The following is a 23,988-nucleotide window of genomic DNA, read 5'->3' as shown; positions in this document are numbered from 1 at the left end:
AGGAAGTTAACATGTTTGCACCACAAGGCTTAGCTCAATTTATAAAAGTCAATGTAACCCTAGAAAATGGTGAACCCGTATTTATTTATACCGATGCCAATGGTCAAGTGTGCCAAGGTGATATCACCGTCACTCAAGCTGGCACAATAACTTACTTACTCAATGATCAAACCCTTAAAGGTTTAAAATTTGTCGGTGTAGGCTTTGTGACCCCATTTGATGGCATTATCGATGCCGTTACCATTAGTAGCGATGGCATGTTAGTGCAATTAGTCGATTTAGATAAAACACCAGGAACCACAAAGTTCCAATTTGTATTAAGTAATACAGCTAATACATTACTCGTTTTAAGTCCAGATCCTCAAATTATCAATCGCCCACAAAACTAATCTCTGTCAAAGGGACAGCTAACCCTGTCCCTTCATCTACGGCGAAAAGCGGGGAAAAAGCGGAAAAGCGGGGACAGCCATGCCTTTTTGTGTTTTATCCCCTCTTATACTAGCCTTTACATTATCTTGATTGCGTCTGTTTGGAGCGGATGATGACCTCGGCCAGAAGAATGCTTATCGATGCTAATACAACTCCCTTCTATCATGTGATAAATCGCTGTGTCAGAAGGGCTTTTCTGTGCGGTGAGGATAAACTCACAGGCCGCAGTTATGAGCATAGACGTGGCTGGATTGTCGATAAAATCAAAGCATTATCCACCATCTTTTGTATCGATATCTGCGCCTATGCGGTGATGAGCAATCACTATCATTTAGTGCTTAAGATTGACGTGGAGAAGGCTAAATCGTTAACGCAAAGAGACATTATCAGTCGCTGGTGTCAAATCACCAAAGGCCATGCTATTGCCACTAAATATATGAATGGTGATGCATTAATCGACGGTGAACGCATGTTACTCGATGCCTTAATTGCCGAGTGGCAAGAGCGATTAAGCAGTATCTCTTGGTTTATGCGATGCCTAAATGAAGAGATTGCCCGTAACGCAAATCGAGAAGATGAGTGCAAAGGTGCCTTCTGGGAAGGCCGTTTTAAATCCCAAGCACTGTTAGATGAGCAAGCATTACTGGCGTGTATGATGTACGTTGATTTGAATCCTATTCGAGCTGGCATTGCCGATTCTTTGCAATCCTCTGATTTTACATCAATTCAAAAACGTCTAAATGCACTTTCCCCTAACAGCATCACACCACTGATAACCAAAACCCCAGTAGATAACTCTCAGCCAACACCAGATAAATCCCTCGCAAAATTTGATGGTGCAACGCACCTTCATCGACAAACGGGCATCCCCTTTCATTTTGCCGATTATCTGGAACTTATCGATTGGACGGGTCGCGCGATTCGCCATGATAAAAAAGGATTTATCGATAACCAGCGACCTAAACTGCTTAATGAGTTAGGGATTGCATCCGATGCATGGTTACTTTCAGCCAAAGAGTTTCGCCGACAGTTCAGTGGCATAAGCGGTCGATGGGATGCGATGTGTGCATTTAAACACAAGCAAGGTGGCAAATGGTGTCGAGGGAAATCCCATAGCCAAGCACTACATCCGGAGCAAATTAATGGACTTACATTGCGTTAAATTGCCCTAACAACAAATATTCGACTCAGTCGTAATGCTTAAGACTTGTGGCTATTTAACCTGAACTCGGGATAAGAAATGTTGAACTAATAGCCCTCCAAGTGATCGGATCTTTCGACCAAGAGAAACCCCATCACACCGGAGGGCCTATGCATAAATTAGTGGAAGTGTTTTGCGATGTCGATGATTTTTTGGCTGTTTTCATTCCAGAATGGGAAAAAACGCTGTTAACCGATGGCACACGCAAGCGTCAACGCCCTGGCCGTATGACGATGAGCGAAGTGATGACCATCATCATACTTTTTCAGATGTCTCACCACCGTGATTTCAAGAACTTCTACATCGGCTATCTGGCTCATTTCTACAAATCCGCTTTTCCCAATTTACTCAGTTATACCCGCTTTCTTGAGGTGATGCCCACTGCTTTAGTGCCGCTTTGCAGCTACTTTGCCAGCCTTAAGAGTGACCCCACTGGCATCGAATTTGTAGATTCAACCAGCATCAAAGTGTGTCATAACCTACGTATTCATCGCCATAAAACCTTGGCGGGGCTGGCGTGCAGAGGTAAAGGCACCATGGGGTGGTTCTATGGCTTTAAGCTGCATTTGATTGTGAATCATCAAGGCGGAATAGTGGCGGCCAAAGTGACCCCAGCGAATGTACATGACACAAAACCGGTGAACGAGATGGCGCACAGTGATATGAATAAACTCTATGCAGATAAAGGGTATATCAGTAAAGCGCTGTCTAGTGAATTGCTGGAGAAAGGCGTAAAGTTGGTGACGAACGTGCGTAAGAATATGAAAGCGAAGGCGATGTCATTGTGGGATAGAGCGATGCTGTCGAGACGTTTCATCATAGAAACCATCAACGACCCGTTAAAAAATATCTCTCAAATAGAGCACTCAAGACATCGCAGTGTGCATGGTTTTATGCTGAATATGATTGAGGGACTCATCGCCTATCAATTGAAAGACAATAAGCCACAACTGAACCTCACTAACGGGGAGTTTAATGCTATTGCAGTTATGGCTTGTTAAACCGATCTCAGGTTATTTAGCCCAAATTTTGTGAGATGTAAGCAAGCGCCCAACTAACTATCCTACCTAATCGCTGACAAAACGACTCAGAAGGTAAAATTTAAAACATTTAAAATCAAAAAATTACACCAGAAGGTAAGCAGAAGGTATCTTTTCTTTGCGAAGAATAAAGTCATCATCAGAAAAGCGCTTAGCGCAGATGACATTAGGTTCACGGAGAATGATAACAATGACAAGCTCACCTAAACAGACTCGCTCACAACATCCATTATCACTTGTGGGTGAAGACAATGGCTTACAGTGTACTGCGCAGCAAGGCTTGGTCGAGCCCGCATTGCCGTTAACCTTCTTCGAACATGCCTCGATTGAAACGATTCAACAGTTTATTCAGCATCTGACTGAACCGGTGATTATCGTCAATGCCCAAGGTTACATTTACTTTAGCAACATCAAAGGTGCTGACTTACTGACGTGCCCACAGGCCAGTTTGAAGGGACAAGATTGGCGCAACTTTTTGACCGAACACCATCAAGCTCGCTACGACAATCTGCTGAGCAATGATATTAAATTAGGCAAAAATTGCGGTATTCCAGTGCAGCACTGCGCCGAAGAAATCACCCTCATTACTGCCTCAGGCAAAGCAAAAGATGTCGAGCTCTCCATTTCCTACATCCCCAGCCATGAACCTCTGTTTGTGATGATGATGCACGATTTGACGCAGCACAAAGCGGAAAATCAAAAGCTACGTAAATTGGCCGCCACAGATTCACTTACTGGGCTGGCGAACCGCCGATATTTTGATGAAATGCTGCATCACTATTGGGAAGAATGTACAGGTAAGCTGCGCCCTATCAGCGTGGTGATTATCGATGTGGATTATTTCAAAGTGTTCAACGACCAATTCGGCCATATCCAAGGCGACGAATGCCTACGTAAGATTGCCAAAGTGATTGCTGACATAGTGCCGATAGAAATTGGCCTGGCAGCGCGTTACGGCGGTGAAGAATTCGCGCTAATTCTGCCAAGCCACAATGCCAAAATGGCACTCACCATTGCCCAAAAAGTACAGCAAGGGATTAATGACCTGCGCTTTACCGAGCAAGGCTTGCGCGACTATGTCTCTGTGAGCGCGAGCCAAGGGATTGCGAGTGAAATCAATGGCCAGTTCCGTACCTCACTCGCCATGCTGTGCGCCGCCGATACTGCATTGTACCGCGCCAAAGCCGATGGCCGTGACAGGATCAATACGTCGCTTTAATCCCCATTAATTGGCGACTTATTTGCCCGCGGCTTAGTTATCCGCGATGGATCAACAACGGGATTAATGACCTCAGTAGGCGCTTTAGCGCATTGAGGAAAACACGCAAAGCACACGAAAGGACGCATGAATATGGACAAGCTTGAGGCATCAAGAAATATACGGGCAGTGATTGAAAAAAGCTTACCCGTGAGCACGTCACCCCTTGCCATATTCACTTACCAGTGTTGGTTGAAAACCAGCGCAGGTGGGCGTGTGTTCCATTATAAAACCGATCGAGAAGATACCTATTTCGCGGTGGATATTAATTCACTTGGGCATATTGAATGCGTGATTAATACCACCTTACTGCGGGTTGAAGCAATATCAACCTTAGGTGGACTTAACGACGGTCAGTGGCACTTATTGTCTATCTGCCATGAATACCATGAAATCAGTTGTTATGTGGATGGTGAAATTACCCATACACAACTCAATAACCTGTCACTGGTTGCCGACAATGAATTTTTAATTGAAAACGTGTCTTTACCGAATCATCGCGATACACATTTCGATGGTGAAATATTTGGCATCACCTTGCTCAATCGATTACTAACCCGAACTGAAATCGTTGACTATTACCGTAATCCAGCGCAACAAAAATCGATTAGCGAAAATAACCTTTACATTTATCAGCATCAAGATGCACATAATATTCGTGGTGAAAACTTTATTCCACTTAAAAGACAAAAAGTGCTGCTGGTCATATTTAATGATACTGAACATCAATTCATAAAAACCACTACGGATAGCAACACCTATAATCAACAACTGCCTAAGATTATTCCGCCCCACGAACGCCGAGCCTATATTATTGAATGTAACTATAACACTTGGCCTAATTTTAGTTATTTAGTGAATTACACGGCGAGTAATCAAGCGGATATTACACTCAATATTGAAGTGTTTAAATCGCTGACGGCCTATCGCTCGAATATTAAAGTCACCGTCGCAAATGAACTGGAACGGGATTGTTTGATTATTCAATCAACCGAAGAAGAATTAAGTGCTGAAGTGCGGATCAGTGAAAACTTAGTGATCACTCAAGCCAAAAACTTTGTTAATTTTATCAATGAAGTTCGCGCACACATTCCGGCCGACAATATTATTACCGGTGGCCATTATTATAGTGAGCAGCAACTCTCGGTCAGCACAGGTAAGCAAATGATTGCCTATCAACAGGCTTGCCAACTGTTCAACCGCAGATTACAAAAAAAACCACTGGCGATAATCAAATGCACGTCAACTGAAGAAGTCAAAATCGCCTATAAGGCGGCCATCGATTATAACTTGCCAATCAGCGTGCGCTCAGGTGGGAATGATCACGAAGGTGAAAGCACTGAAACCAATACCATAGTGTTGGATCTGCTGAAGATGGATAGCCTCACTTTAGATCCCATCACAGGTATTGCGGCCATTGGCCCAGGCAATCGCTTTATCAATCTCACCACTGCCCTTGCGAAAAAAGGCGTGATGATCCCCCATAGCACCTGTGGCAGTGTTGCCATAGCGGGATTTATTATGGGCGGTGGCTCAGGACCTTGGACCCGCAAACACGGCATGTGCTGCGAATCCCTATTACAGGCAGAAATCGTCCTCGGCATTGGTGAAACTCAAGTCGTCTCTGTTGCCAATAAACCTGAGTTACTCTGGGCGCTTAAGGGTGGTGGTGGGTTAAGTTATGGCATTGTGACCCGCTTTTTTGTGCAAACCTTTCCACTACCGCCTTGCCTTATCAAGTTTGAATTAGAATGGAATTGCTACGATAAACAAACCCATGAACTTATTGAGCACACCCCAACTAAAGACATTTTACAGCGCTGGGAAGCCATCATAAATGCCGACAGCACTGGCTGTTTGATTGGCACTAATCTCAAGATTAATGCCAAAAATTTACCCGTAGAACAACACAAAACACTCGACATAGACACTGACTCAATTACGCATAACTGCTTGATGTATGGTTTTTGGGAGGGCAATTCCGCCAGCCTAAACCACTTTATCCAGACACAATTTAATGAATTTGGCCTAGTCCCCAATGATATTCGCATCGAGGGTATGGGCGGACTCACCAAAGCTTACGGTGAAAACTTAATGCCCAGTTGGGAAAGGGAATCTTTTCATCATCTGCAAGCTGACTTACAAGGCATAAGCCGCTCACCTAATCCAACCGATGTGGATGAACCCGCGCCCCATAAAGTCACCTCGCGCTTAGTGAATCAAACGGGCCTGAGGGACGGTTATAAGCCACTGCTTGAAAGCTTAACCTCTCGCTATGTGCTTGAAGGTAATCGCCAATTGGGGCTATTTACCTATGTTACCCTTGGCGCTATAACTGGTGATTATTATCGCACTATGGGCGAAGAGCAAAAGAGTCGCAGCGCCTTCCCCTACAAGGACAGACAATACACGATTCAATATCAAACTTGGTGGAATAACGCCCTGCAAGAGAAGCAACAATTGCAGGATAGCCAAGTGTTTACCCGCATTAATCGTGCGCTCGATTGGATTGATGCCAGCCGAAACTATGACATCCCCAACACCTCGGGCGCTTTTATCAGTTTCAAAGATAAGGCCATTCCAACAGATGTGTACTTTGACCACAATTACGCTGCGTTAAAACGGATTAAGGCGGCCTACAGCCAAGATAGCTTTAACCATTTCCGCTCACGTAAAAGCATTATCTAAGTTAATACATCGGCATAGCCTAGGGTGAGTTTTTAAGGCAAAATCGACGCCGTCCACGGACGGTGTCGCCCCTTAACTCTCTATTCACTCTGTTGTAGGTTATCTATGCCCAGCTCAGCTTTAGCTATCATTTTTGCCCTATTGGCGGCCATTCTTATGGGCACAATCGGTGTATTAGCGCGCTTTGCCGCCCTGCCCGCCGAACACATTACCTTCTACCGCTTACTGCTCGGTGCCCTATTTCTATTGGCTTATATGCTGCTTACAGGTAAAGGCCAGCAAATTCGCCATAGACCCAGTAAACGTACCTTAGTGAATGGCATTATGCTCGCGGGTTTTATGGCGTTTTACATTGAAGCCATTCAGTACACCCAAATGGCCAATGTGATCATGATTATTTACTTAGCCCCTGTGGTGTCGGCTATTTTCGCCCATTATTTCTTTGCCGAGAAACTCACCCGCTTAAGCATGGCAAGCGTGGTCGTCGCACTAATGGGCTTTATGTTAATGATCCCAACAGGGCCGCAGCAAGCGAGCGATCACACTGAATTATTAGGTTATTTTTATGCCCTACTCGCCTTATTAACCTACTGCGGTTTTATGTTAATCAATCGAAAACCTAGCCTGAGTTCGCCCTATCAAAGCACTTTAGTGCAGCTTAGTGTCGGCGCTTTGTGCCTACTGCCCTTAGTGATAAATGCACCGCTAACGCCAAGTTTGCCGCAAATGGGTTGGTTAATTGCGATTGGATTCTTCCCCGGATTTTTAGCAATATTACTGGCGGTAAAAGCCCTGCGGCAATTGCCAGCAGTCACCTTTGGCACCCTCGCCTATGTGGAACCCGTTATCGTAGTGACGCTGGCATGGTGGATATTTGGTGAAACCTTGAGCCCAATGCAATTAAGCGGTGTCGGCTTGATTATTCTGGCCGGCATTAGCCAAGGCTTTATCAGTCAACGCAAAGTATTGATTACGAGCAGCTAACCAACAACACTTTGCCAAGTAGCTGAAATAATGTGAAGAAAATAGTGTAAGCTCAACAGAGGATTGATTGAACATTGCACCGAAGACGTGCGACTAAGACTTAAGATCAGGAGGTCAAATTGAGAAAGCTACTGTTAGTCATTAGTATATTTTTGCTCAGCGGTTGCTTAGGCATGCCTAAACTGGTTCAACCCGTGAATGATTTTGAGCTGAATAAATACTTAGGTAAATGGTACGAAATTGCGCGCTTAGATCATTCATTCGAAAGAGGCTTAAGCCAAGTTAGCGCAGAATATAGCCTCAGAGACGATGGCGGTGTGATGGTCATTAATCGTGGATTCTCAGCGGCTAAAAATGAATGGAAAGAAGCCGAAGGAAAGGCCTATTTTGTGAATGGGGACTCAGAAGGCTATTTGAAAGTCTCCTTCTTTGGGCCATTTTATGGATCGTATGTGGTCTTCGAATTAGATCATGAAAACTATCAATACGCTTTTATATCGGGACCCGACACAGGTTATTTGTGGCTATTGGCTAAAACCCCGACTGTGCCACCGGAGGTGTTGCAAAAATTTGTTGAAATGTCTAAAGCCCGCGGCTTTGATACCGACAATTTGATTTATGTGCAGCAAGAGTCAGCGCCCTAACGAGTGCCGCCAATGCGCTAAAATCGAGTGCGCGAAAAGCTAATCACTAGAAAAAACGACAGCAAATGGATACAAAAACGCCGCAATGAATCGCGGCGTTTTTATTGATGCTGCATTTAGCTGCACTGTATTTAAATGCATGTATTTAAATGCATGTATTTACACATGCAGCTAAATAACAAATAGCGTTAGACTTCGATGCCTTTGCTAGCAAGGAACTCATCGTAAGTGCCTCTGAAATCATTCACGCCTGAATGAGTGACTTCAAGGATACGGTTTGCCAGAGACGATACGAATGCACGGTCATGACTCACGAAAATCAAGGTCCCTTCGTACATTTCCAGCGCGTTGTTCAGTGATTCAATCGATTCCATATCCATGTGGTTGGTCGGTTCGTCGAGCACTAAAATATTGGCTTTTTGCATGATGAGCTTGCCGAATAACATACGACCTTTCTCACCACCAGACAGCACTTTGACTGACTTTTTAATGTCGTCAGAGCCAAACAACATACGGCCTAAGATGCCACGTACCGATTGGTCGTCATCTTCTGGCTTGCGCCATTGGCTCATCCACTCGAACAGCGTCATTTCGTTAGCGAAATCAGACTCATGGTCCTGTGCATAGTAACCAATGTTAGCGTTTTCAGACCATTGGATAGTACCTGCATCCTGCGGAATATCGTGGATCAGGGTACGTAACAGGGTTGTTTTACCGACGCCGTTTTCACCCAATACCGCAATGCGCTCGCCCACTTCAACAATTAAGTTTAAGTCTTTGAATAACGGAGTGTCGTAGCCTTTAGTTAGGTTTTCAATCACTAAGGCATTACGGAACAATTTCTTCTCTTGCTCGAAACGAATGAAGGGGTTCACACGGCTAGAGGCTTTTACTTCATCTAACTTAATCTTGTCGATTTGACGGGCACGTGATGTGGCTTGTTTCGCTTTAGAGGCGTTAGCCGAGAAGCGTGCTACGAAGGTTTGCAGTTCAGAGATCTGGGCTTTTTTCTTCGCATTATCAGACAATAAACGCTCGCGAGCTTGAGTAGCCGCTTGCATGTATTCGTCGTAGTTACCTGGATAAACGCGCAGTTCGCCGTAGTCTAAGTCAGCCATGTGCGTACAGACTGAGTTTAAGAAATATCTATCATGCGAAATGATAACCATAGTACTGCTACGTTGGTTCAACATGTCTTGTAACCAACGGATAGTGTCGATGTCCAAGTTGTTGGTAGGTTCGTCAAGCAGCAGCACGTCTGGATCAGAGAACAGGGCTTGTGCTAACAATACACGCAGTTTTAAACCCGGTGCGATTTCAGACATCAAACCAAAATGGCTTTCAATACCGATACCTACACCTAACAGTAATTCGCCAGCACGAGATTCGGCGGTATAACCGTCCATCTCAGCAAAATCCATCTCTAGGTTGGCGACGGTAATGCCATCTTCTTCACTCATTTCGGGTAAAGAATAAATACGGTCACGTTCTTGCTTTACCTTCCACAGTTCGCGGTGGCCCATGATCACGGTGTCGATCAGGTTGAATTCTTCATAACCGAACTGGTTCTGGCTTAATTTACCCAGACGCTCATTCACATCTAACGAGACGTTACCGCTGCTAGGATCTAGATCACCACACAGGATCTTCATGAAGGTCGATTTACCACAGCCATTCGCGCCGATAAGACCGTAACGGTTACCACCGCCAAATTTAACTGAGATGTTTTCAAACAGTGGCTTAGCGCCGAACTGCATGGTGATATTTGCTGTTGTGATCAAAATGAACTTCCAAATCGAGTAATGTTGGCCGAGCCAGCTGGCGCCGCTTAAGTAAGCATAAACCAAATAACGCTATGCCGAAGGGGTAAAAATAAACGTGGCACTATAGCAGTTTGGGCTAAATTATCAACTACCAAGGCGGATCAAAAGCCAGAGGGAATGCCGAAATCGCCGCACAATGCCTGCGTGAGAAGCGTAATTAATTTTACCCTATTGGCTTAGCTTTCAATGTATTCGAGCAGAATGACAATCTGATGACCCTTAGCGTCGCAAAGCTTGCCGACGCTAAAGGCTTATGCAGTAAGTGCTAATGTGGACATAGCCCTAAGCTAACTCAAGATACCCGTTTCAACATTTTAAGTTAGCTTAGGTATCGACAGCTTATAACTTCTGCCGTCTTAAGCGGTTGGCGTTCGTCACCACAGTGAGTGAAGATAAGGCCATAGCGGCGCCCGCGATCACTGGGCTTAATAACATGCCCGTGAGTGGATAAAGCACGCCCGCCGCAACCGGAATGCCTAAACTGTTATACACAAAGGCGCCGAACAGATTCTGCTTAATATTGGTAATCGTCGCCCGCGACAATGCCAATAAGTTAGCAATCACTATCAATTGCTGCGACAACAAGGTGATGTCCGCACTTTCAATCGCCACCTCAGTGCCCGATCCCATCGCGATCCCCACATCCGCGCTCATCAGAGCTGGCGCATCATTAATACCATCCCCAACCATAGCCACCACATGCCCTTGCTTTTGTAAATCCAGCACATGTTGTTGTTTTTGCTCGGGCAGTACGCCGGCAATCACTTCGGTGATACCCACTTGGTCGGCCACTGCCTGCGCCGTTTGTGGGTTATCCCCCGTTAACAACACCACGCGAATACCTCTTTGTAGCATGGCCGCGATGGCTTCTTTGGCATCGGGTTTAATCGGATCAGCAAGCGCGATAGTGGCCACTAACTTGCCCGCTTTGGCGACATAAATCGGGGTTTTACCTTGATTTGCAAAGCTTAATGTCGCTTTTGGATCTAAGGCACTGCCATCGGAATTGACAATATCCAATGCCGTCATCAATGCGAGATTACCAATCGCCAGCGATACGCCATCAACCTTGCCCTCAATCCCCTTACCTTGATGGTTCGTAAATGCCTGTGTATCGGGCAATTGCGTCAGTGATTCCTTGGCATAACTGCTAATCGCCCCCGCTAACGGATGCTCAGAGTGCTGCTCAAGGCTTGCGATTTCGCCCAGCAAGGTTTCTTTATCGGCATCACTCAGTGTTTGTACTAATACAAAGTCAGTGACTTGCGGCTTGCCTAAGGTAACAGTGCCGGTTTTATCCAGCACCACACAATCGACTTTACTGGCGGTTTGCAACGCTTCGCCATTTTTAACTAACACGCCCATTTGGGCAGCGCGGCCCACAGCCACCATGATAGACATAGGTGTCGCCAGCCCCAACGCACAGGGACAAGCTATGATAAGCACACTCGTCAGCACCACTAACGCATGGCTTAAGGCGGGCGCTGGACCTGCAAAATACCAAATAGCCGCCGCCAGCAGCGCTATCGCCACCACAGTCGGGACAAATACCGCTGAGATCTTATCGGCCAATCGACCTATGGGTAATTTTGACGTTTGTGCCTGTTGCACCAGTGCAATGATTTTGGCGAGCTTAGTATCTTGTTGCCCAGCCGTCACTCGGTAAACTAGGCTGCCATTGCCGTTGACTGTGCCCGCGCTCAGACTGTCTCCCCGATTTTTAAGCACGGGAATAGGCTCACCTGTGAGCATGGCTTCATCGAGTAGGGATTGCCCTGTTTCGACCTCACCATCAAGGGCAACTCGGTCACCGGGGCGCAAACGCAGCTTATCGCCCAGTTTCAACTGACTTATCTCAACCTTTTCATCACCCTTATCCGTGATACGAATCGCAGAAGTGGATTGCAACCCGAGCAGTCGCTGCACCGCTTCGCTGGTTTTGCCCCGCGCTTTGAGTTCGAGTCCATGACCTAAGTTAATCAAACCTAGAATCATCACACTCGCCTCAAAGTACACATGGCGGGTATCCATAGGGAATGCGCTCGGCATAATGACCACCAACATGGAATAGGCCCACGCGGTACTGGTACCCAGCACAATCAGCGTATCCATGTTAGTGGTTTTGGCTTTGAGCGCCCGCCACATGCCTTGGTAGAAATGTCCACCTGTGGTGATGAGTAAAGCCAAAGTGACCAGTCCCATTATGCCCCAGCCTAGTTGCAGATTTGGGCTGTTGATCATCATTTCACCACCCAGTAATCCCCACAGCATCATGGGCACACCCACAACGAGCGCAGCTATAGCTTGGCGCATTCGCAGTCGATACTCGGCGGCATCTTCAAGGCGTTTTTCTTCGGCGGCGACTTTAGCATCAATAACGACCTGCGCCGGATAACCCGCATTTGCCATCACAGCCAAGGCGGTATCAGCGCTCATCTTGCCTTCTACCGTCACTTGCTTATCGGCGAGATTCACACGCGCTTCGACGCCCTCTTGGGCGGCAAACGCCTTTTCAATTTTTGCGACGCAGCCAGCACAATTCATATTGGCGACATAGAGTCTGGTCATAGACATGGGAGATCCCTCACTTGATGTTTCACACTATAGGTCTAAGATAAAGTCTCCCATCACTGGAGAGTCAAGGATGAATTTGCTCAATGTGATCACATCGACAATTAATTGTTAGGCGAAATGGGTGATACCATTCAGTTGGAAAAATAGAGGTCAAAATGAAGATAGGTGAAGTGGCGAAACAAACGGGCTTAAGTGTTAAGAGTATCCGTTATTACCATGATATTGGTTTAGTGTGCGGCGAGCGCAATGAGGCGGGTTATCGAGTTTATCGCCATCAAGATATTGAAGCGCTTAAGTTTGTGCATCAATGTCGCGACTTAGGTTTTAGACTAGAGGATTGCAAATCCTTGCTTGGTCTTAAGGGCAATGAAAGCCGTAATGCCGAGGACGTTAAGCAGCTTACCCAAACGCACCTTGCCTATGTCGAGCAACAAATCAATAAGTTACAACAGCTTAGGGTGCAATTGCAGCACATGGTGACCCAATGCCAAGGCGGCGATCAGCCCCACTGCGCCATTATCGACAGCCTAAGTCACGAGACTCATGGCAGCCATGAAAATCACAAGAGCCAGCAAAATGCTGGCTCTGAGTGTTGCGGTAAAAGCCAATCGCAATAGCGATGGCAAGTTCAATAACGGTAAATACCGCGTTATTGGCTTCTCACTATGGTTGGCTTTAGCGCCGCGGCGTTATCCAGTACCAGTGTTGCAAGCTTACCCGCAGGGGTAAAGTTAAACACTTGCCCATAAAATGCCAGCTCAGTTTCTAATCCTGCGGCCTTGTGCTCAGGTTTCCAACCGCCGTGGGGTTCATCCTGATAAGCGATATAAGCCGTAGGGACGCCTCTCACTTTCAACGCCTCATAAATCTGCCGCGACTGCTGTGGTGGCACTATTTGGTCACGTAATCCTTGAAAAATTAATAAAGGCTCATTCAATCCTTCAAGATGATGCAGGGGCGACAGTTCCCTATAGCGGGCTTGATTTTCACCATAGGGGCCGATAAGCAGATCTAAGTAGCCAGTCTCGAATTTATGGGTACTCTTGGCGAGCTGTTCAAAGTCACTGATCCCCGCATAGCTCACCCCCGCTTGAAATACATCATAAAATGCCAAGGACGACATCACAGTTAACCCACCAGAGCTAACACCTCGAATCGCCAGCTTTTGTCCATCAACCCAACCTTTATCAACTAAATACCGGGCCGCATTGACTGCATCTTCCACATCAACTTGGCCCCATTTTCCGTAGATACTTTGACGATAAGCACGGCCAAAACCACTGCTGCCACGGAAATTAACATCGAGAACCGCAAAGCCTCGGCTGGTCCAAAATTGAATGTCACTGCGATAAGCCAGACTCGCCCGCGCCGTAGGACCGCCGTGTAACATTACAATCAAGGGCGGACGGGTATCATTAGGCGCAGTATAGTTGGGGTTAACCGGACCATAAAAATAACCGTAAGCTTGCTGGTTAGCACCTGTTTTAAAAGTAATATTTTTAGCACGGGAGATATAGTTGGGATTAAGTTTTGGTAAGTTAGGGGTATACACCAACTCAGTACCACGACCGATCACTTTATAAATGCCCTTCTCTGGCGTCGCCTTAGCGCCGACAAAATAAACAGCATCTTCCCCTCGGATCACTTGGGTGATTTCACCAAAGTCGACGGCCAAAGATTCGGTCAGGCCTGAATCTAGATGCAGTCTAATTAAAACGGCCTGACTACCAAGCATATAACTGGCAATAATCGTTTTTTCGGATTCAAAGGCATAGTTATGATTGCCTAAATACCAATCAGCCACCGCAAACTCGGCCTTTTTCTTTAGCACTGGGTCTAAGGTATTTTGTGCTGTAACTCGATAGATATTCCACCAGTTACTAATATCCGATACGACATACAATTGCCCATCAGGACTAAATAACGGCTGCGACACCGAAGAGTCTGCGGGCGTGTTTACCTTACGAATATTGTGTAATTGCCCTTTACGGTCCAGATCCCCAAGCCAGAGCACACTATTATCCCATGGCATATAGGGATGTTCCCACGTGATCCACGCCAGTTGGCTGTTATCGGGCGAAATGGCTGCCGAAGAAATAAAGTCATGGCCCGAAACAAAGGTATCGCCTTCACCGGCAAAATTAAGATTAATGGTAACAAGACTCGCCTTAGGCTCACCCGCTTGACGATGATCTTCGCGCACACAGATAATCCTCGACCCTTTGGGGTAAGCAATACAATCTGCATGACGAGTACCATTTGGCGTTAAAGGCAAAGGGGGTTGATTAGGGGCAAAACGATAAAACAGTTGGTCCTGTGCCTTAGTGGCAAACAGACTCTGACCAATCCCCAAAAAAGCGGCACCACCGTATTCATGAACGGCGGATTTAACATTAAACGCAGGCGGCACTATGTCGGTAATTTTTCCCCGTTGATCGAGGCGTTTAATGCCGACTTGGCCTTGTTTTTCACCATCAGACTCAGAGAAATAAATAGCACCATCAACACTTTGCAACTCAGCCACAGTATCGGCCTGCTCAAAAACTTCAGTCGCCGATAGCGGAGACTGCCAACTACCATAGGGCGCAACTATGCGCGCGCCATTATCACTAAGATGCGGCGTCTCTTTGTTCGAGCGCTCGCAAGCACCTAAACAAAATAAGCCCCCCAGCATCCATAAATATCCATGTAGCTTCATTGTTTCTCCCCAATGTTTGCCAACTGCACAAACCGAAACAAAATATGAACTTGCAGAAATGAGTTATGTGTAAATTAGTTATTTTTTAAATTTTTTTAAGAACCAATTTACCACTTGCACTTGTTGTACTTGCGTTAAACCAAAATAAATACACACCCAAGGTGAGATAAGGAAAAACCACGGGATCACGGCCACAGAGCGACCACTGAAGAGCAGAAAAAAGAACCCGCAATAGATCACAATCAACCCTAGGACACCCACGATTAACATCATGCGTTTAGTGATTTTCTCAAGCCAGAGGGCTTTATCCTGCCAAGACATCCGGATGTTAAGCTCCGTTACATGCGACAAACATGTATGTAAAGTTATGTAAAAAAACTGGAGGGCGATTGTTGAAGGTTAACAACTAAATGTCAACTCCAACAGTGAAATCTAAATAAATCCAAAGACTGAGTTCAAAATGCCATTATGTTTCTTTACGCAATAAAAAACCGAGCCTCAGCTCGGTTTTTATGAATATCAATAAGATATCGTCATTACAGACGGATACCACCATCGATTTCGAACACGCGACCATTTACATAGTCGTTCTCAATAATAAAGCGTACGGTGGAAGCTATCTCGTCGGCATGACCAAGGCGTCCTACTGGCACTAGCTTCTCTAAACGCTCCAGCGCCTCAGGTTTCATTGCCGCTGTCATCTCAGTAGCGATAACGCCCGGTGCAACCGCTGCGCTACGGATATTGTAACGTGCTAATTCCTTCGCCCAGCCAACAGACATGGCCGCAACGCCCGCTTTGGAGGCGGCATAGTTCGACTGACCCATGTTGCCCGCTTTAGCAAGGCTAGAGATATTGACAATCACGCCCGCTTGACCGGATTCAATCATGGCCGCTGCCGCTTCACGACCGCAGAGGAAGCTGCCCGTCAAGTTCACATTGATCACCGATTGGAATTGCTCGTAAGACATACGATCAGTGACTTTGCCGTCTTTGGCTTTGACTAACATGCCATCACGCAGAATACCGGCGTTGTTCACTAACACGTTCACTTGACCAAAATCTTCGAGAATATAGGCAAAACCCGCGACGACGTCTTCTTCGTCGGTAATGTCTAAGGCATAACCTTGGACTTCAGTGTCCGATCCAAGCTCAGCGCAGGCTCGCTCGAGTTTTTCTTGGTCCACATCGATAAGCGCTATCTTGGCACCCGCCTGCGCAAAATTTTGCGCCATTGCTAAGCCTAAGCCACCCGCGCCGCCAGTAATGACGACAACCTTATCTTTTAAATCCATCTGGTGATCCCTTGTTATCTGTGTCTATTTTTTAAGTGGTGCAAATTGTTCAAATATACTGGAAAAATCTCGGCGACCATTGCCTTGTCTTGCATGATTGACATACAAGCTGCGGGCTAAAGCGCCCATTGGCGTGCTAGAGTTGCTCAATAATGCAGCTTCTTGTGACAGACCGAGATCTTTGACCATCAAATCTACCATAAAGCCACCCTGATAGCCCTTAGAAGAAGGCACTGTTTCCATCACGCCTGGGCAGGGATTGTACTTCTCTAGCGTCCAGTTTCCGCCACTGCTGACCTTCATAATATCGGATAACACTTTGGGATCGAGACCATGATCGACGCCCATTTGCAGGGCTTCGGAAGTACCGACCATCAACACAGATAACAGCATGTTATTGCAGATTTTCGCGACTTGCCCCGCACCTGGACCGCCTGCGTGAAAGATATTCACACCCATAGCCTTAAGTACGGGCTGCGCACGTTCAAAAGCGTTATCCGAGCCACCACAAATAAAAGTTAAAGTACCCGCTGCCGCGCCTGCCGTGCCGCCAGAAACTGGTGCATCCATAAATTCGATGCCGCTTTTAGCCGCTTCGGCCGCCACTAATTGTGCGCTTTGCGCATCGATGGTTGAACAATCGATGAGCAAGGTATCACCCGCAACCACTTCAAGTAGGCCTTTGTCTGTTCCATTGCCTAAATATAAGTTTTTTACATGCTTGCCCGCAGGCAGCATAGTAATCACCACAGTTGCGCCCGCCGCAGCGCCGCAGGCGGTACTTGATACTAAGGCGCCTTTTTCGGCCAATTGCTGCATAGCCTCGGGGACTAAATCAAAGACGCGAACCGTCATGCCTGCTTTTAATAAATTGGCCGCCATTGGGCCGCCCATATTACCTAAACCGATAAAGGCTACTGTACTCATGCCATCACTCCTGTGTTGTTCTTTTTAGTGTTGTGATAATGCTATCAAATTGATTATGTTGTCATTATCACAGAGTAAAGCGAGCTTAGCTAAGCCGATAAATACAGCGCTTAGCCAACTCGGCCCTTAAACGCTTAACTCAGTTGGTTAAAGGGATGCGCCTCGCCCCATGGGGAAGCCAATATTTGCTCAAGTACCGCTGTGGGTACTGAGTTAACATCCTTAAAACGCCATTGCGGTTTCTTGTCTTTATCAATCAAGAGTGCACGAACGCCTTCGCAGAAATCACCGTGGGCACACACGTTAACACTTGCGGTTAACTCCCATTTGAAACATTGAGCTAAGCTAAGCTTAGTCCCTAACTGCCCTTGGATATAGACCAAGTGCCAGCTGATAGGGCTACCCGCAAGGAAGGTGTCCCGCGCTTTCATTAACCACTTTTCTTCCGATACCAGAGTTGACATGCGTGCTGCAATATCCTGCAGACTGCCCGCCATAAGCCTGTCGATTATGTCTTGACTTTCGGCTAATACACTGTCGCCCTTAGGAATATCCACTTGATTAGACAGCTCGTTGATCATGCTATCTAAACGTTGATGATTAAGAGCTGGCGTATCACTCCAATCTAAGGTTGCCATGGCATCAAACATCAGCTCTTTGTCGTCGCGGTTCAGGTAATGATCCGCAAGGCCCACATAACAGGCATCGGCGGCATTGAGTTGATAGGCGGTCAATCCCAAAAACAATCCCATCTTGCCCTGCATACGATTAAGGAAATAACTGCCGCCCACATCGGGATACAGGCCGATAGTCACCTCAGGCATAGCGATACGCGAGGTTTCGGTAACGACTCTGTGGCTCGCGCCCGCCATCAAACCGAGGCCACCGCCCATGACAATGCCATCGCCCCACACCAACACAGGTTTGCCAAAGGTATGCAGTAGATAATCGAGGCGATATTCCTCTTCGAAGAAAACCTTTGCTTCCTCAGTCACTTGCCCATTAGCGGCAATGGAAGCATGGTATAAAGCGCGCACATCACCACCAGCACAAAATGCCTTCTCACCGCTGCCATCTAATACGATGCAAGCGATAAGGGGATCTTTCTTCCACAGATTAAGCTGCGCCGTCATAGCGCGCACCATGCCTAAATCTAAGGCATTGAGGGCTTTTTCCACATTGAGTGTGACCACACCAACCAATTTGCCAGAAGCAGTGGCTAAGGTTTGAAAAACCACATTTTGTGTGGTCGTGACCTGATTTGCGACATGCTCGACCACGTCATTATCTACTACATTCGTCATTAGCGGTTTCTCCACTCAGCTTTACGTTTCCCTAAAAACGCATTCACGCCTTCGGCCTGATCTTCAGTATCAAATAATCCGACAAATAACTCACGCTCAATCGGTAGCGCTTGGCTACGCGCCATAGTGCGCCCCGCTTGAATAAGCGTCTTACACGCAGTCACGCTGCTTGGGCTTTGATTCGCCACTTTGACGGCTAAGGCAATTGCCGCATTAAGCGCTTCGCCAGTATCGACCACTTCTTCCACTAAACGTAGATTCAATGCCTGAGTCGCATCGATACGCTCGCCGCATAAAATCATCCGCTTAGCCCAACCTTCACCGACTAATGCGGTCAGATTTTGAGTGCCACCCGCACAGGGTAATAAACCGACCGTCGCTTCGGGTAATGCCATTACAGCTTGAATTTCGGCGATACGAATATCGCAGGCCAACGCGACTTCTAAGCCGCCGCCCATGGCATAGCCGTTAATCGCGGCAATCGACACACCGCGGAATTGGCTTAAGGTTTCAAAGGCTTCACCAAAATGCTTGGCCATCGTTGCCGCATTACCTTTGTCACCATCACTAAACAGTTTTAAATCGGCGCCAGCGGAGAAGAACTTTTGCCCTTGGCCCGTTAACACTAAGGCGTAAATCTCTTTATTGGCATTCAGCTCAAGCACTTTGGCTTTAAGCGCCTGTAAACTCTCGGCAGTCCAAGTGTTGGCTGGCGGATTGTTCATGGTCAGAATCGCCGTGTGGCCTTCGATACGTTCAACTAAATATTCCATCTTTATAGACTCCTTTTCAGTTATCGCCGACCTGTAAGTCATGCATATTGCGAGTTGAATTACAGGATTTGTCCTGCATTTTCATCGAGTAAACGACGGGCGATAATTAAGCGCATAATTTCGTTAGTGCCTTCTAAAATCTGGTGTACACGCACATCACGGAAATGACGTTCCAGCGGGTACTCCCTTATATAACCATATCCACCATGAATTTGCAGCGCCGCATCGCAGACTTGAAAACCCACATCAGTGGCAAAGCGTTTCGCCATAGCGCAATAAGCCGTGGCCTCAGGATCGCCACTATCGAGTTTAAATGCCGCAAGACGCACCATTTGGCGGGCTGCGACTAATTCTGTCGCCATATCGGCAAGTTTAAATTGCAGCGCTTGGAAAGCCGCTAACGGTTTACCAAATTGCTGACGCTCATTCATATATTGAGTTGCGCGCTCTAAAGCCGACTGCGCCGTACCCACAGAACAGGTAGCGATATTGATGCGACCGCCGTCTAAGCCTTTCATCGCGAACGCAAAACCTTGGCCTTCTTCACCGAGCAAATTCGCTACTGGCACGCGCACGTTTTCAAAGGTGATTTGACGGGTCGGCTGGGCATTCCAGCCCATTTTATCTTCGGCTTTACCGTAGATAACACCAGCGGCATCCGCCGGAATGGCAATGGCCGAAATTCCCTTAGGCCCAGCTTGACCTGTACGGCACATCACGACTAAAAGCTCAGTGGCGCCCGCACCCGAGATAAACATTTTCGAGCCTGAAATCACATATTCATCACCGTCACGCACCGCTTTAGTTTGCAAAGATGCAGCGTCCGAACCCGCGCCCGGCTCAGTCAAACAGTATGACGCTAACATCTGCCCAGTGGTTAACGGCTCAGACCAAGTCTGACGCAGGGTTTCAGTGCCCCAAGTCGTCACCATCCAAGTCGCCATATTATGAATGGTCAGCATGGCCGTGGTCGCGGTGCAGCCTTTGGCAAGTTCTTCAAAAATAATCGAGGCATCAAGGCGCGATAAACCCATGCCACCTTCGGATTCTGGCGAATACAGAGAGCAAAAACCTAGCTCACCGGCTTTTTGGATCACGTCTTTGGGGAAATGATGTTCTTCATCCCACTTGGCGGCGAACGGGGTTAATTCTTCCGCGGCAAACTGGCGCGCAAGATCGGCAAACTGACGTTGGTCATCGTTGAAATTAAAATCCATTGGGCTCTCCTATGACTCTCTGGTCACTTTTTTATTGAATAAATTGGGCGCCATAAAGACGCCGTGGTTTATAACCGAGCTTAGCGTAAGTTAATGCTCATATTTGGCGTTGAAGCTACGGCGATATCGGACTCAAACCAGCGGGAAGTGATGGTCTTGGTCTCGGTATAGAAACGCACCGCTTGCTTGCCATAAGCATGTTGATCGCCGTAAAAACTGCCCTTCCAACCGGTAAATGAGAAGAAAGGTAATGGCACAGGAATAGGCACGTTAATCCCCACTTGGCCGACTTCGATTTCATGTTGATATTTACGGGCAGCTGCACCGCTAGCGGTAAAGATAGAAGTGCCGTTGCCATAAGGGCTGGCGTTAACTAATTCGATGGCGGCTTCTAAGGAGTCTGATTCCATACAACACAGTACAGGGCCAAAGATTTCTTCCTTGTAAATGCTCATCTCAGTAGTGACTTTATCGAACATGGTTGGGCCAATCCAATTACCGGATTCATAACCTACCACGGTAAAATCGCTGCCATCGAGTAAACACTCGGCGCCTTCGGCTTTACCTTGGGCGATAAGTTTAAGCACCCGCGCCTTAGCTGCAGGGCTGATAACTGGACCATAACCCGCTTCTTTATCGTCCCATAAACCTGGGCGAACTTTGGCTAAGGCTTCTTTTAATTCTGGGATCCACTCTTTAGCGGCGCCAACAAACACGGCAACCGAAATCGCCATACAACGCTGACCCGCCGCGCCCACAGAAGCGCCAACTAAGTTGTTGATCACTTGCTGTTTGTTTGCATCTGGCATGATAACGCAGTGGTTTTTCGCGCCCGCAAAGGCTTGCACGCGTTTTAAGTTATCGGTACCCGTTTTATAAATATATTGACCCACAGCCACAGAACCGACGAAAGAAATGGCTTTAATCGCAGGGTCTGCCAGCAGGATATCTACGGCGGTTTTATCGCCATGCACTAATTGCAATACGCCCTTAGGTGCGCCCGCCTCAACAAACAGCTCAACCAGACGCTGCGGCGTCATAGGATCTTGTTCTGAAGGCTTTAAAATGAAAGTGTTACCGCAGGCAATCGCCAATGGGAACATCCATAACGGGATCATCGCAGGGAAGTTAAATGGCGTAATACCGGCACACACACCGAGTGGTTGAGTGTAGCTGTAAGTATCAATTGAACGCGCGACGTTCTCGACAGTTTCACCCATCAATAATGACGCCACGTTACAAGCATGTTCAGCCACTTCGATACCGCGCCATACATCGCCCTTGGCATCTTCGAAGGTTTTACCAGTTTCCTTTGCAAGAATGGTCGCCAGTTCGTCGTGATGTTCTTTTAGCAAATGTTGATAACGCAACATGACGCGCGCACGTTCAGATACTGGCACTTCTTTCCAGGTTTTAAAGGCCGCTTTTGCGCTGGCAATCGCAGCGTGAACTTCTTCGCTAGTGGCAGCATTAATCACGGCAATCGGCGAGTTATTCGCGGGATTGGTGACAATAATCTGTGATGTGCCCGTACCTTGGATAAACTCGCCGTCAATGTAATGCTTTACTTGTGTGGTCATGTTGCAATCCTTTCCTTGTAGAGTGATGGACTGGCGGTGCGATATTATGATTATCCTCAAGGGAAGTGATTGCCCTTGCCAGCCCCGTCTTGTTGATTCAAATCTAAATGATCTAAGTCTTGTTAATCTCAGTCTTGTTGATTTAACTAAAATGTTAAGCGATTAGACCTCGATGGCCATCGCTGTTGCTTCACCACCGCCGATACACAGCGAGGCGACACCGCGCTTAAGGCCGCGGGCTTTTAAAGCATGAATTAGAGTCACTAGCAAACGTGAACCAGAACAGCCAATAGGATGACCTAAAGCGCAAGCGCCGCCATTGACGTTAATCTTAGCCACATCTAAACCCAGTTCAGACACGGCAAGCATAGTCACCATGGCGAAGGCTTCGTTGATTTCAAATAAATCGACTTCATCCGTTGACCAACCCACATTAGCCAGCAATTTCGCCATAGCCCCAACCGGTGCAGTGGTAAAGAGTGAAGGCTCTTGGGCGTGGGTGGTGTGGCCTTTAATGGTGGCTAATACAGTTAAGCCTAAACGCTCAGCTTCGCCGCGAGAGGTCAGCATCAATGCCGCTGCGCCATCGGAAATAGAGCTAGAGTTAGCTGCTGTGATAGTGCCATCTTTGGTAAAGGCTGGGCGCAGCGTAGGAATTTTTTCAGGGCGGGCATTACCGGGTTGCTCGTCGGTATCGATAGTCACATCACCGCGACGATCACTAACTGTGACAGGCGTAATTTCGGCCTTAAAGGCACCCGAGTTAATCGCGGCATTGGCTTTTTCGAGCGAACTTAGCGCAAAGGCGTCCATCTGCTCACGAGTGATCCCAAATTCATCGGCTGTTTTCTGGGCAAACGTTCCCATGGCGCCGCCAGTATAAGCATCCTCAAGACCATCTAAAAACATATGATCGAGCACTTTGCCGTGGCCCATGCGCATGCCGCCGCGGGCTTTATCCAAGAGATACGGCGCTTGGCTCATGCTTTCCATACCGCCAGCGATCACCACTTTTGCACTGCCCGCTTTAATCAAATCGTGGGCTAACATGACCGTCTTCATGCCTGAGCCACAGACTTTGTTCACTGTGGTCGCACCAACGGATAAGGGTAATCCCGCACCTAAAGTGGCCTGACGCGCAGGCGCTTGACCTAAACCAGCGGGTAATACGCAGCCCATCAAGACTTCATCGACATGCTCACCCGCTAATTGAGTCTCCACCAACAAGCCCTTAATGGCTGTCGCGGCTAAAGTCGGTGATGCAACAGATGACAAACTGCCTTGAAAACCACCCATAGGGGTGCGTTTAGCGGCAACAATAACAATATCTTGATTTAACGGTTCAGTACTCATGCAGGCTCCAACCCAAATTGACCACAAGGCCTAGTGCTAGCCTTGGGACGTTTAATAAAATCGACAATAAAACAACTCTGACGTTTACGCGAACGTAAAGCAAGTATTCCTTGGTCTAATGTGTCGATTTTATCGGGTAAAAATTGTCAGTAAGGATTTACAGCGAGGCAGGAATTAAGCACAGTCAAGCGTGGACAACA

At 47.1% G+C, this 23,988-nt stretch carries 19 protein-coding genes; 8 read left to right on the top strand and 11 right to left on the bottom strand.

Annotation, left to right across the window (positions count from 1 at the left end; translation table 11 throughout):
* Positions 1 to 11: 11 nt before the first annotated feature.
* The 7 genes from L5M29_RS01820 (at position 12) to L5M29_RS01790 (ending at position 8,244) form a co-directional block, all read left to right on the top strand.
* The gene (locus tag L5M29_RS01820; protein ID WP_011071844.1) at positions 12 to 389 is read left to right on the top strand and encodes a DP-EP family protein; all 378 of its coding nucleotides are present in this window, start codon (positions 12 to 14) and stop codon (positions 387 to 389) included.
* Between the two features lie 152 nt (positions 390 to 541).
* Positions 542 to 1,591 (top strand): transposase, encoded by a 1,050-nt coding sequence (locus L5M29_RS01815; protein ID WP_113938919.1) that lies wholly within the window; start codon positions 542 to 544, stop codon positions 1,589 to 1,591.
* A 149-nt stretch (positions 1,592 to 1,740) separates the two neighbouring features.
* Entirely contained in the window at positions 1,741 to 2,631 is an 891-nt protein-coding gene (locus L5M29_RS01810) for an IS982 family transposase (RefSeq protein WP_263165868.1), read from the top strand.
* A gap of 229 nt (positions 2,632 to 2,860) precedes the next feature.
* Positions 2,861 to 3,889, top strand: a complete 1,029-nt coding sequence (locus L5M29_RS01805) for a diguanylate cyclase (RefSeq protein WP_263165867.1) — start codon at positions 2,861 to 2,863, stop codon at positions 3,887 to 3,889.
* 132 nt (positions 3,890 to 4,021) lie between these two features.
* The gene (locus L5M29_RS01800; protein ID WP_263165866.1) at positions 4,022 to 6,616 is read left to right on the top strand and encodes an FAD-binding protein; all 2,595 of its coding nucleotides are present in this window, start codon (positions 4,022 to 4,024) and stop codon (positions 6,614 to 6,616) included.
* Positions 6,617 to 6,721: 105 nt separating this feature from the next.
* Positions 6,722 to 7,600: a DMT family transporter gene (locus L5M29_RS01795; protein WP_263165865.1), complete on the top strand. Its 879-nt coding sequence runs from the start codon at positions 6,722 to 6,724 to the stop codon at positions 7,598 to 7,600.
* 119 nt (positions 7,601 to 7,719) lie between these two features.
* Positions 7,720 to 8,244: a lipocalin family protein gene (locus L5M29_RS01790; protein ID WP_263165863.1), complete on the top strand. Its 525-nt coding sequence runs from the start codon at positions 7,720 to 7,722 to the stop codon at positions 8,242 to 8,244.
* 188 nt (positions 8,245 to 8,432) lie between these two features.
* On the opposite strand, the gene L5M29_RS01785 is transcribed toward L5M29_RS01790, so the two are convergent.
* Complete coding sequence (locus L5M29_RS01785; protein WP_081729050.1) at positions 8,433 to 10,025, bottom strand: ABC-F family ATPase; 1,593 nt, start codon at positions 10,023 to 10,025, stop codon at positions 8,433 to 8,435.
* A gap of 381 nt (positions 10,026 to 10,406) precedes the next feature.
* On the bottom strand, positions 10,407 to 12,641 hold the full coding sequence (locus tag L5M29_RS01780) for a heavy metal translocating P-type ATPase (RefSeq protein WP_263165861.1): 2,235 nt from the start codon (positions 12,639 to 12,641) through the stop codon (positions 10,407 to 10,409).
* 155 nt (positions 12,642 to 12,796) lie between these two features.
* Here L5M29_RS01780 and L5M29_RS01775 point away from each other — a divergent pair, with 155 nt between their 5' ends.
* Positions 12,797 to 13,258 (top strand): MerR family DNA-binding protein, encoded by a 462-nt coding sequence (locus tag L5M29_RS01775; protein ID WP_263165860.1) that lies wholly within the window; start codon positions 12,797 to 12,799, stop codon positions 13,256 to 13,258.
* Between the two features lie 32 nt (positions 13,259 to 13,290).
* On the opposite strand, the gene L5M29_RS01770 is transcribed toward L5M29_RS01775, so the two are convergent.
* The 9 genes from L5M29_RS01770 to L5M29_RS01730 all read right to left on the bottom strand — a co-directional run bounded on the left by L5M29_RS01770 (position 13,291) and on the right by L5M29_RS01730 (position 23,788).
* Complete coding sequence (locus L5M29_RS01770; protein ID WP_263165859.1) at positions 13,291 to 15,339, bottom strand: alpha/beta hydrolase family protein; 2,049 nt, start codon at positions 15,337 to 15,339, stop codon at positions 13,291 to 13,293.
* A gap of 78 nt (positions 15,340 to 15,417) precedes the next feature.
* Positions 15,418 to 15,660 (bottom strand): hypothetical protein, encoded by a 243-nt coding sequence (locus tag L5M29_RS01765; protein WP_006081033.1) that lies wholly within the window; start codon positions 15,658 to 15,660, stop codon positions 15,418 to 15,420.
* A 215-nt stretch (positions 15,661 to 15,875) separates the two neighbouring features.
* Complete coding sequence (locus L5M29_RS01760; protein ID WP_011846385.1) at positions 15,876 to 16,634, bottom strand: SDR family oxidoreductase; 759 nt, start codon at positions 16,632 to 16,634, stop codon at positions 15,876 to 15,878.
* Positions 16,635 to 16,658: 24 nt separating this feature from the next.
* Positions 16,659 to 17,561, bottom strand: a complete 903-nt coding sequence (gene mmsB, locus L5M29_RS01755) for a 3-hydroxyisobutyrate dehydrogenase (RefSeq protein ID WP_131523779.1) — start codon at positions 17,559 to 17,561, stop codon at positions 16,659 to 16,661.
* 134 nt (positions 17,562 to 17,695) lie between these two features.
* Positions 17,696 to 18,865: an enoyl-CoA hydratase/isomerase family protein gene (locus L5M29_RS01750; RefSeq protein WP_028760562.1), complete on the bottom strand. Its 1,170-nt coding sequence runs from the start codon at positions 18,863 to 18,865 to the stop codon at positions 17,696 to 17,698.
* Positions 18,865 to 19,638 (bottom strand): enoyl-CoA hydratase, encoded by a 774-nt coding sequence (locus L5M29_RS01745; RefSeq protein ID WP_011789976.1) that lies wholly within the window; start codon positions 19,636 to 19,638, stop codon positions 18,865 to 18,867. Before L5M29_RS01745 ends, L5M29_RS01750 begins: the two co-directional genes overlap by 1 nt.
* Before the next feature lie 59 nt (positions 19,639 to 19,697).
* Positions 19,698 to 20,855 carry an acyl-CoA dehydrogenase family protein gene (locus L5M29_RS01740; protein WP_113938930.1) on the bottom strand — a complete coding sequence of 386 codons (1,158 nt, stop codon included), beginning with the start codon at positions 20,853 to 20,855 and terminating at the stop codon, positions 19,698 to 19,700.
* An 80-nt stretch (positions 20,856 to 20,935) separates the two neighbouring features.
* Complete coding sequence (locus L5M29_RS01735; RefSeq protein ID WP_263165856.1) at positions 20,936 to 22,435, bottom strand: CoA-acylating methylmalonate-semialdehyde dehydrogenase; 1,500 nt, start codon at positions 22,433 to 22,435, stop codon at positions 20,936 to 20,938.
* Between the two features lie 162 nt (positions 22,436 to 22,597).
* Positions 22,598 to 23,788 carry a thiolase family protein gene (locus tag L5M29_RS01730; RefSeq protein WP_263165854.1) on the bottom strand — a complete coding sequence of 397 codons (1,191 nt, stop codon included), beginning with the start codon at positions 23,786 to 23,788 and terminating at the stop codon, positions 22,598 to 22,600.
* Positions 23,789 to 23,988: the final 200 nt, after the last annotated feature.

It is taken from the genome of Shewanella sp. SM95 (assembly GCF_025653595.1).
Lineage (GTDB): Bacteria > Pseudomonadota > Gammaproteobacteria > Enterobacterales > Shewanellaceae > Shewanella > Shewanella oncorhynchi.
The sequence above is the reverse complement of the archived record's forward strand: the minus strand, read 5'-3'. Positions and strand labels throughout refer to the sequence as shown.

Excerpts from the sequence above, each read along its gene's own strand:
- L5M29_RS01810 (WP_263165868.1), top strand. The coding sequence starts at position 1,741 with ATGCATAAATTAGTGGAAGTGTTTTGCGATGTCGATGATTTTTTGGCT.
- L5M29_RS01795 (WP_263165865.1), top strand. The coding sequence starts at position 6,722 with ATGCCCAGCTCAGCTTTAGCTATCATTTTTGCCCTATTGGCGGCCATT.
- mmsB (WP_131523779.1), bottom strand. The coding sequence starts at position 17,561 with ATGAGTACAGTAGCCTTTATCGGTTTAGGTAATATGGGCGGCCCAATG.
- L5M29_RS01770 (WP_263165859.1), bottom strand. The coding sequence starts at position 15,339 with ATGAAGCTACATGGATATTTATGGATGCTGGGGGGCTTATTTTGTTTA.
- L5M29_RS01765 (WP_006081033.1), bottom strand. The coding sequence starts at position 15,660 with ATGTCTTGGCAGGATAAAGCCCTCTGGCTTGAGAAAATCACTAAACGC.
- L5M29_RS01775 (WP_263165860.1), top strand. The coding sequence starts at position 12,797 with ATGAAGATAGGTGAAGTGGCGAAACAAACGGGCTTAAGTGTTAAGAGT.
- L5M29_RS01735 (WP_263165856.1), bottom strand. The coding sequence starts at position 22,435 with ATGACCACACAAGTAAAGCATTACATTGACGGCGAGTTTATCCAAGGT.
- L5M29_RS01780 (WP_263165861.1), bottom strand. The coding sequence starts at position 12,641 with ATGTCTATGACCAGACTCTATGTCGCCAATATGAATTGTGCTGGCTGC.
- L5M29_RS01805 (WP_263165867.1), top strand. The coding sequence starts at position 2,861 with ATGACAAGCTCACCTAAACAGACTCGCTCACAACATCCATTATCACTT.
- L5M29_RS01740 (WP_113938930.1), bottom strand. The coding sequence starts at position 20,855 with ATGGATTTTAATTTCAACGATGACCAACGTCAGTTTGCCGATCTTGCG.
- L5M29_RS01815 (WP_113938919.1), top strand. The coding sequence starts at position 542 with ATGACCTCGGCCAGAAGAATGCTTATCGATGCTAATACAACTCCCTTC.
- L5M29_RS01760 (WP_011846385.1), bottom strand. The coding sequence starts at position 16,634 with ATGGATTTAAAAGATAAGGTTGTCGTCATTACTGGCGGCGCGGGTGGC.
- L5M29_RS01730 (WP_263165854.1), bottom strand. The coding sequence starts at position 23,788 with ATGAGTACTGAACCGTTAAATCAAGATATTGTTATTGTTGCCGCTAAA.
- L5M29_RS01820 (WP_011071844.1), top strand. The coding sequence starts at position 12 with ATGTTTGCACCACAAGGCTTAGCTCAATTTATAAAAGTCAATGTAACC.
- L5M29_RS01800 (WP_263165866.1), top strand. The coding sequence starts at position 4,022 with ATGGACAAGCTTGAGGCATCAAGAAATATACGGGCAGTGATTGAAAAA.
- L5M29_RS01750 (WP_028760562.1), bottom strand. The coding sequence starts at position 18,865 with ATGACGAATGTAGTAGATAATGACGTGGTCGAGCATGTCGCAAATCAG.
- L5M29_RS01745 (WP_011789976.1), bottom strand. The coding sequence starts at position 19,638 with ATGGAATATTTAGTTGAACGTATCGAAGGCCACACGGCGATTCTGACC.